8 protein-coding genes are annotated in these 7,639 nt (G+C 67.3%); all 8 read right to left on the bottom strand.

The window, feature by feature from the left end; all coding sequences use genetic code 11:
- Positions 1–88: 88 nt before the first annotated feature.
- Positions 89–409, bottom strand: coding sequence for a hypothetical protein (locus BLW84_RS10605; protein WP_093264290.1), 321 nt, complete (start codon positions 407–409; stop codon positions 89–91).
- On the bottom strand, positions 399–827 hold the full coding sequence (locus tag BLW84_RS10600) for a YbaB/EbfC family nucleoid-associated protein (protein ID WP_093264289.1): 429 nt from the start codon (positions 825–827) through the stop codon (positions 399–401). Before BLW84_RS10600 ends, BLW84_RS10605 begins: the two co-directional genes overlap by 11 nt.
- 21 nt (positions 828–848) lie before the next feature.
- A complete protein-coding gene (locus tag BLW84_RS10595; RefSeq protein ID WP_143060915.1) occupies positions 849–3,044 on the bottom strand; it encodes a hypothetical protein in 2,196 nt (731 codons plus the stop codon).
- A gap of 71 nt (positions 3,045–3,115) precedes the next feature.
- Positions 3,116–3,490 (bottom strand): hypothetical protein, encoded by a 375-nt coding sequence (locus tag BLW84_RS10590; RefSeq protein ID WP_093264284.1) that lies wholly within the window; start codon positions 3,488–3,490, stop codon positions 3,116–3,118.
- Positions 3,491–3,510: 20 nt separating this feature from the next.
- Positions 3,511–3,804, bottom strand: coding sequence for a hypothetical protein (locus tag BLW84_RS10585; protein ID WP_093264282.1), 294 nt, complete (start codon positions 3,802–3,804; stop codon positions 3,511–3,513).
- 35 nt (positions 3,805–3,839) lie between these two features.
- A complete protein-coding gene (locus BLW84_RS10580; RefSeq protein ID WP_143060914.1) occupies positions 3,840–4,184 on the bottom strand; it encodes a hypothetical protein in 345 nt (114 codons plus the stop codon).
- A 96-nt stretch (positions 4,185–4,280) separates the two neighbouring features.
- The gene (gene eccB, locus BLW84_RS10575; protein ID WP_143060913.1) at positions 4,281–5,720 is read right to left on the bottom strand and encodes a type VII secretion protein EccB; all 1,440 of its coding nucleotides are present in this window, start codon (positions 5,718–5,720) and stop codon (positions 4,281–4,283) included.
- Between the two features lie 353 nt (positions 5,721–6,073).
- Complete coding sequence (gene eccD, locus BLW84_RS10570) at positions 6,074–7,444, bottom strand: type VII secretion integral membrane protein EccD (protein ID WP_093264275.1); 1,371 nt, start codon at positions 7,442–7,444, stop codon at positions 6,074–6,076.
- Positions 7,445–7,639: the final 195 nt, after the last annotated feature.

Raw genomic sequence — 7,639 nt, 5'->3', positions numbered from 1 at the left:
AGCTGACACCCTCCCCGTTCAGCCACCCGCTCCCGCGCCCGGGAGCACCCTGTCGAAAACCCTAAGAAATCGTGCTCAGCGCCGAGCACTAACCCCCGAAGGACTTGTTCGCGTTGTCAACGTTGTCCTGTTCGGTGCGGTCGACCCCGTTGTTGAACTTCTTGCCGTTGTCGCTGGTCTGCTGCAACGCCTCTTTGAAGGTCTTGCTCAGGTCCCGGAAGTTCGCGAACAGGTGCACGCCGTTTTCCTTGACGCTGTCGGTGATGTCGCCCTCACTGCCCGACGCCGCCATCGTCTCGGCTTCCAGGCGGTCCGCGTAGGAGATGAACTTCTCCATGTCGGCGGACGCTTCGCCGAGCATCGGGAAGTCCTTCCTGAGCTGCTCGGTGACGACGAACTTACTTCCCATTTCCGCGCTCCGGGTTCAGCGAGTCGGTGACGTCCTTCTGCATCTTCATCAGCGGCGCCAGGAACTCGCTGAAGGGCGACGCGCCGCCCAGCGATTCGCGCAGGTCGGCGATGTCGCCCAGCTGCGGCGCCATGGTCTCGTTGACCTGGTCGAGCATGTCGGCGCGGGCCTGCTCCACGACCTTCACGAGGGCGTCGGCGAGCTCGGCCCGGGCCATCGTCCGGTACCGGTCGTCGTGGAACTCCAGTTTGGCCAGTTCGCCGCCGGCCTTGACGGTGGCGCTGACCATCCGGTCCTTGGAGCGGGCCGTGGCGGTGCGGCTGAGCAGGTCCTGCTCGACCTTGCGCATCTCCTGCTGCTTCTCGGTGATCTGCGCGAGCGCCTGTTCCATCTGCGCCTGCAGGTTGCCGAAGTTCACGGTATGTCTCCCTTCACGCGTTCAGCGGCCGATGGCGGTGGTGAAACCGCCCTGGCTGCCCCATTTTTCCGGATCCTCGGTCAGCCAGGTGTTGCGCTGCCGCTCCTTCTCCTGACCGCCGGGGGCGCCACCGCCGCCCATCGGTGGCGGCATGACCGGAGACTGACCGTTCGCGCCGCTGCCGCGCCCCTTCGGCCCGGTCTCGGTGACCGGCGTCGACTGCTTGCGCAACGCGTCGTCCAGAGCGGAGCTGTTCGCCGTTGAACGCTTCGTCGGATCGCCGATCTCCGGCGGCCCGGTGGGCCCGACGGTCTTCGTCCCGAACGGGCTGTTCAGCGGGATCTTGTTCTTGAACGGCCCGCCCGACGGATCGACGGCACCCAGGAACTTGCCGTTGGGCCCGAGGACCAGGTTGCCCTTCGGGTCGAGGACCTGGCCGTGCGGGTTGACGGAGGATCCGTACGGGCCGTAGAGCGGCCTGCCGTCCGGGCCGGTGGCGAACGTCCCGTCGGGGTTGCGCAACATCTGGTTCGGCCGGATCGCGGAGTCCGGATCCACCTTGATCGGCTTGCCGTCCGGCCCGGTGAGCAGCGTGCCGTCCGGCTTGGTGATGGTGCCGTTGGCGTTGATCTTCGAGCCGTTCGGCACGGTCAGCGGGGTGCCGTCCGGCCCGCGCGCCACCGAGCCGTCCGGGTTGAAGACGGAGCTCTGCCCACCCGGGTTGTTCGGGTCGTAGGTCGTGCCGCCGAGCGGGTTGTTGTTGCCGAGGCCCAGCGATCCGGATCCGGTGAGGAACGACGGCGGCGGGACGTTCTTGTCCTCGTTCAGCGAGTTGGTGCCGTTGCCGTTGCCCTCGGTCAGGTTCTGGGTGAGCTCCTTGTTCTGGTCCTCGACCTCGTCGAGGTTGTCCAGGTCCGGGGGATCGGTGTCGTCCCCGGGCTTCTTGTCACCGCCCAAGCCGTTCTCGTCCGGCGTGAGGTCGGTCTTGTTCAGCTCGTTCTGCTTCTCGAGCTCGTCCTGCTTCTGCTTGTCGAGGTCTTCCTGCTGCTGCTTGTAGTCGTCCTGCTGCTGCTTCTGGAAGTCGCCCTGCTGCTTCAGGTTGTCCTGCTGCAGCTTCTGGTTCTCCTCCTGCATCTGCTGCAGCTTCTTCTTGAAGTCGTCGTCCGCGCCGCCGCCCGAGGTCGGCTGGTACGTGGCGGTGATCTGGCCCAGGCGGACGTTGGGGAACCCCCGCGGGATGTGCTCGAACTTGCCGTTGGCCGTGCCCATGGCCTGCGCGGCCGGGGCGTCGAGCTTCTGGACGAAATCCGAGTTCCACAGGTCCTTGGCCGCCCGGTCGAGCTTCTTCTTGAACTCCTCCGACTCGACCGACACGTTCGTACCGCCGGCGGTGATCTCCCTGACCTCGCCGACGGAGGAGTAGGTCATCATGAGGTTCATGCTCCGCAGCGCCTCGGCCACTGCCATCCGCGGGCTGCTCAGCGAGAACGCCTCTTTGTTCTCGAGATCCGGGCGCCAGGCGGTGAAGGCGCTGAGCAGCTGGAGAGCGTACTGCGACAGCGCGTCCTTGGCCTTCTGCAGCTCGGCGATCATCCTGGGGTTGGCGACGTCTTCGCCGAATCGCCGCAGCTTCTTGACCGCGTCTTCCAGCTTGCTCTGGTAGGTCTTGGCCGCCTCACCGGAGAAGCCCTGGCCCGAGCCGACCGACTTCGCCTGGGCCTCGAAGTCGGCGGCCCACTGGTTGATCGCGGTCTGGGTGTCCTGCAGCTGCTTGATGTAGAAGTCGACGCTCGGCTGACTGGCGACGACCTGGTTTCCGGCCGTGTTCTCGAACGGGGCGATGGTCGCCACCGGGTCCAGGATTTCCTTGCCCTGAGCGAGGATCTGGCTCCAAGTGCTGCCCGCGCCGAACTGCGAGTAGTCGAGGTTCACCCCGATGTAGAGATAGCCCCAGTTCCACCCCTGTGCACCTTGGTCGGCCCCGACAGTGAGCGCTTTCGACGACTCGTACTTGAACTTCAGGTACACGTCCCAGGTGTTCGCGGGGTCACCCGGCATCTTGTCGCCGAGCAATCTGTTGCCCGCACGAGCCTGCTGCAGGTAGTCGACGGTGGCGATCCAGGACGGCGAGTCGTTGCCGGCGAAGGCGTCGCGGTCGGCGACCTTGAAGTGACTGGGCACGAGGGCCTGGAGCGCTTGTTCCCAAGCAGCTGACATTTCTGCTCACTCTCCTACGACGTGCCCGCGGTCGCCGACCGCGTCCGATTGCCAACCGACCGAACCAGCGGTCAGAAGGAGTTCTCCGATTTCTTGGTGTTCTCGTCCTCGGTCTTGTTGACCGTGGCCTGCAGCTTTTCCAGGTCATCGACCCAGCTCGGCATCCAGTCCTTGACGAGCGTCTGGAGCTGGTTGTCGATGTTTCCGGCGAACTCCCCGGCCCGCTGCGTCAGGGTCTGCGCCTGCGGCAGGAGACCGACCAACAACTTGCTGTAGCCGTTGCCGGTCTTGCCGCCGTCCAGGTCCTTGCTGTTCTGGGCGAACGTCGAGAGGTTCTTCATCGGTTCGGAGTTCATCCACTCCGTGTAGAACTTGTCGAGGAAGGTCTTCTGGCCGCTGATCGCCGCGTCTGTGATCTCGAGCTTGTTGGTGTCGGTTTCAGCCATGGCACATCACCTCGCCGTCGTCACATGAAGTACTGGGCGGCGACCTTGTCGACGTCCTTGTACGCCTCGGTGACGTTGTTGAGGAGCCCCGAGCCCTGGTGGAACTGCTGGATCATGTTCTTCTGCTCGTTGTCGATCATCTGCTGCGCGCCCTGCCACGAGTCCTTCCAGTGACCGGACAGCGCGGGGTCCTGGATGATCTGGTTGACGACCCGCTGGATCTCGTCGATGTGCCCGTTCAGCTTGTCGGTCTGCTTGTACATCATCGCGACCAAGGCTTCGGATTCCGCCTTGTTGACGTCAAGATCGGTCATTTCGGTTCCTCACAAGGTATTCGGGTCGGAGCGGATCAGTTGTGCGGCTTGCTCAGGACGTCGTAGATGCCCTGCCCGAACTGGGCGGCCTTGGTCTGGTTGTCCTCTTCCGCCGCCTGGATCTGCTTCTTGGCCGCGCCGAGGTTGTTGATGACCTCGTCGACCTTCGCCTTGATCTTGTTGTAGCTCTGGGTCCACGCCTCGATCTGCGTGTTGAACGTCCGGCCGGCCCCGGACCGCATGTAGGCCTGCAGCTGCTGGTTCATCTGCTGGACGTTCTTGGCGGCCTGGTCCATCGAGTCGACGTGCTGGACCAGGCTGCTGGTCAGTTGTTGGTGCTTCGCACCTTCGTGAGCAAGGTTGTTGGGCGAGGTGACCACCGATTCCTCCAAGGTTTTCGAAGCCTGTGGCAATCACGAAACTAAGACCGCCGGCCCGCGCCAACCACATCCCAGAACAGGGACGTGGCAGGGGATTCAGCACTGCGGGACGGCCGGGACCTGCGGGGTCTCGGTCACCGGCCGGGCGGCCGCGACCGGATCCAGGGCGGGGCCGGTGGGCAACTGGTCGACGAGCATGGGCGGCATCGCCACCGGGCTCGCCGGGTAGCCGAGCGCGGTCGCCACATCAACCGACGGCACCGGGTATTTGACGCCGTTGTCGGCCACCAGGTACATCGTCGGCGCCTGGGAGCCGCCCGTGGGCGCGGCGGCGGCGAGAACGCCGCTGCCGGGCTGCAGCGCCACCCGGTCCGGCCGGGAGCAGGTCAGCGTGACTCCCGGCTGCGCCAGCACCGGGTTCGCGGCGTCCGTGATGCCCTTGGGCACCAGGGACATGCCCCGCACCACCGGCGGACCGGCTGCGGTGGAGACGCACAGGGCCTGCTTGTCGTCGTCCGGCACCAGCTGCGGCGGCGTCTCGGGGAATGCGCCGTCGCGCGTCAGCACGTCCTTCGCCGCGGCCGGGGCCGAGTGCCCCGTGATGTCGCTCGCGCCGATCCGCCGCGGCTCCACCGGCTGTCCGCCGTAGGCGACCTGCTGCGTCCGCGGGTCGCCCCGGAGCAGCTTGAACAGCGTGTCGGTGAGCGGCACCAGCCCGGCCTGGGTCAGCAGGTAGGGCTTGCTCGCGGCGTCGAGGAACAGCTGTCCGACGACGCTCGGCGCGCCGCTGAGCTGCGGGCCCCCGGCCCCGCGACCGGCCACCTCCGGCGCCACCAGGTCCGGCCCGGACGGCAGCGAGTTGAGGAATCCGGCGGGCACCTTGATCGGGTCGGTGGTGCCGTAGCCGAGCGCGGCGGGTCCGGCGGTCTGGGCGTCCATCCGGAACTTCTGCCACTTCCAGGCGAGGAACACGGTGCCGTCGGGCCCGGCGACCAGGGCACCGTCCTCATCGGTCATCGGCTCGCCGCCGGCCTCGCCGAGGAGCATCGTGAAGTCCCGCTTGCCGCCGCCGACGGGCGCGGCGCAGGTCAGCCACGGATCGGTGCTCAGCGCGGCGGCCGACGGCAGCCCGTCCGGCGCGCCGGGAATCCCGATCGGCGCCCCGCGCGGCGTGCCGAGCAGCGAGTTCTCGGTGACGGTGTGCACCGACAGGTCGGCGCCCGCGATGAGCCGGGCGGACGCCTGGTTGAGCACCGGGTGCAGCTCGCCGTTGAGGAACAGCCAGCGCGCGCCGCTCTCCTTCTCCACGACGAGCGCGCCCGGCACCTTCCAGGCCGTGGCGCCGCCCTTGTTGATCATTCCGAACAGGAAGGTCCCGATTCCGAGCAGAACCGCGACGATGATGCCGATGGCCAGGCCGCGCGACGTCCGCCGCTGCGGCGTATCGGAAATATCCGGATCGGCCCGCAACATCCCCGCGCTGAGCCGCCCCATGACGAACATGTGCGCCTGAACTTGATCCCGTCGCGACTGCACACTCCCACGCCCTCTACACAATCTCGCCCAGTACCAAAAGCCGGCCGCGCACAGCGCCTTTAGCACTTTGTGCTGCTACAGCAGCAAAATCTGCCGCAGTCCCGATACCGACCCAAAACTCACAAACCGCTGCCGCGAAACAGGCGCAAGATGCTCCTGACCGGCCGCAAGCGGCGAAGCCGCTTAGCCCACCCTCGCAACTTGCACCGCCGCGGGTTCTGAGAGGTCTTCTCGCGAGGACAGCCCCGACGCCGCGTATTGGACATACATAAGTCGGGGATCCCGGAGTCGAGATGACCTCTCAGGTTCCGCTACCCGCACCGCCACCCAGAACGAGCCTGGAAACAAGGGAACTAGCCGTTGATGGCGCGGATCAGGCCGAAGACTCCTAGCACCGTCAGCATCAGCGGGAGGAGGCTCACCGCGAGCAGCACGTGCAGGATGTCCGCCGCCCGTCCCCAATACGGGACCATTCGCTTGCCCGGGACGACCCAGCCCGCGACCATCAGCGCCACACCGAGCAGCGCCACGCCGACGAACAGCAGCAGCCGTCCGAAGAGGTCCTGCTGCGCCAGCACCAGGACCAGCACTGTGCCGCCGAAGGCGCCGGGGACGACCACCGAGAGCCGGTGCCAGATCCCGCCCACGTCGCGGCCGTGCAGCAGCAGCACCGCGCTGAGCACGCCGGCCATCGTGTAGGTGGACCAGTCCGGCTCGGTGAGCAGGCCGGTGATGGCCGCCGCGCAGACCAGCCCGACCGCCAGGTACAGGGCGGTCATGTAGTTGTCGGCGACCTCGGTGCGGTCGAGCACGTTCCGGCTCGGGTGCGGCTCGATGCCCTCCTGCAGCTGCTCGGAGTTCGTCGGCAGCGGCGGCATCCGCAGCCCCGCGACGCGGAAGGCCAGCCCCGGGATGAAGGCGCCGAAGATGACCGCGATGACGGCCGTCGCGGCCATCGCCTCCGCGAGCGAGCCGATGAGCAGCATCAACAGCGCGGTCACCACACCGAAAACGCACACCACCAGCACGCCCAGGAACGCGTGCGCGTGCGTGCCGGACGCCGCCAGCGCGAGGACCGCACCACCGGCGGCGGTCGCCGAGGCCGCGAGCAGCGCCGCCATCCCGGAAGCCTCCGGGCCGGGCGCGAGGAAGCCGGCGAGCGCCAGGAACGGCACCGCCGCAATGCCGAAAGCGGTGCCCGCGAAAGCGTCGCCGACGGCCCGGGAAGCCGAACCGGCCGCCGCCAGCAGCAGCAGCGAGACGACGCCCGCGGCCACCGAACGCACCAGCGAGTCGCCGGGCAGCAGCAGCCCTAGCCAGATGATCCCGGCCACTACCAGCGTCAACGCGTGCAGCAGCCGCTTGGTCCCGGTAGCCGTCCAGGAGCCGGCGCGCTCCTGCATCCCGCTCGCGATGCCGTCGACGAGGTCGTCGAAGTGCACCGCGGGCATGGCTTCCTGCCGGGAGCGGAGGTAGAGCGTCTGCCCGTCGTGCAGCCCGAGCGCCTCCGGCGTTGCCTCCTCGTCCAGCGGCTCGCCACCGACCTCCTGCAGCAGCCAGCCGCCGTGGTCCAGGCCGGCTTCCTCCACCTGGGAGCCCGCGTAGCTGATGATGGTCGGCATCAGGTCGATCAGCGGAACGTCGGTCGGTACCGCGAGATCGAAGTGTCGATCAGGTGCCCGGATGGACAAGCGGCACAGTCCCGCAACTGCGCTAGTGCTCACGCCGGTTCACGCTCCCTTTCCGGAGGTTTTCGCCGAACGGCGACGTCGGGCACCGGACCCATGCTTCGATGCCCAACGTCGTCGGTAACCGCCTCGAACACCGGGGGACAGTTGCGCCCGAGACTGGGGCGGCGGCGCCGGCAGGTTCGCGTTGACGATGTGCGTCGCCGTCCTGGCAAAACCATAAAGCGGAAT

The sequence above is a fragment of the Saccharopolyspora shandongensis genome (assembly GCF_900106995.1).
Lineage (GTDB): Bacteria > Actinomycetota > Actinomycetes > Mycobacteriales > Pseudonocardiaceae > Saccharopolyspora > Saccharopolyspora shandongensis.
Note: the sequence above shows the minus strand (reverse complement) of the source record. Positions and strands in the feature narration are given on the sequence as shown.